This is a genomic window from Pandoraea sp. PE-S2T-3, from assembly GCF_002179965.1.
GTDB lineage: Bacteria > Pseudomonadota > Gammaproteobacteria > Burkholderiales > Burkholderiaceae > Pandoraea.
Window position 1 is genome coordinate 1 of sequence record NZ_NGUQ01000002.1, and the last position, 1,195, is coordinate 1,195.

The 1,195-nt window shown below is 59.8% G+C and carries 1 protein-coding gene; it reads right to left on the minus strand.

Annotated elements, in window-relative coordinates:
- The gene (gene tuf, locus CDV46_RS01110; protein WP_058376384.1) at positions 1-1,191 is read right to left on the minus strand and encodes an elongation factor Tu; all 1,191 of its coding nucleotides are present in this window, start codon (positions 1,189-1,191) and stop codon (positions 1-3) included.
- Between the last annotated feature and the right edge of the window lie 4 nt (positions 1,192-1,195).

The window sequence follows — 1,195 nt, forward strand, 5'->3', positions numbered from 1 at the left end:
TTAGGCAACGATCGTAGCAACCACGCCGGCGCCGACGGTACGGCCACCTTCGCGGATTGCGAAACGCAGACCTTCGGTCATGGCGATCGGAGCGATCAGCTTGACCGTGATCGACACGTTGTCGCCCGGCATGACCATTTCCTTACCTTCCGGCAGGCTGATCGAACCGGTCACGTCCGTCGTACGGAAGTAGAACTGCGGACGGTAGTTGTTGAAGAACGGCGTGTGACGACCACCTTCGTCCTTCGACAGAATGTAGACCTCGCCCGTGAAGTCCGTGTGCGGCTTGATCGAGCCCGGCTTGGCCAGAACCTGACCACGCTGGACGTCTTCACGCTTCGTGCCGCGCAGCAGAATACCGACGTTGTCGCCTGCCTGACCTTGGTCGAGCAGCTTGCGGAACATTTCAACGCCCGTGCAAATCGTCTTGACCGTCGGCACGATGCCCACGATTTCGATTTCTTCGCCGACCTTGACCACGCCCGACTCAACGCGACCCGTCACCACCGTGCCACGACCCGAGATCGAGAACACGTCTTCAACCGGCATCAGGAATGCCTTGTCGATCGCGCGCTCCGGCGTCGGGATGTACGTGTCCAGCGCTTCAGCCAGCGCCAGAATTGCCACTTCACCCAGTTCGCCCTTGTCGCCTTCCAGCGCCAGCTTGGCCGAACCCTTGACGATCGGCAGATCGTCGCCCGGGAATTCGTACTTCGTCAGAAGTTCGCGAACTTCCATTTCGACCAGCTCGAGCAGCTCGGCGTCGTCGACCATGTCGCACTTGTTCAGGAACACGATGATGTACGGCACGCCAACTTGGCGGGCCAACAGGATGTGCTCACGCGTTTGCGGCATCGGACCGTCTGCGGCCGAACAAACCAGGATTGCGCCGTCCATCTGCGCAGCACCGGTAATCATGTTCTTGACGTAGTCGGCGTGGCCCGGGCAGTCAACGTGTGCGTAGTGGCGGTTAGCCGTTTCGTACTCGATGTGCGCGGTGTTAATCGTAATACCGCGTGCCTTTTCTTCCGGCGCTGCGTCGATTTCGTCGTACTTCTTGGCCGTGCCGCCGAACTTCGACGACAGAACCGTTGCGATAGCGGCCGTCAGGGTGGTCTTGCCATGGTCAACGTGACCGATGGTGCCGACGTTCACGTGCGGCTTAGTCCGCTCGAATTTTTCCTTTGCCATTTCC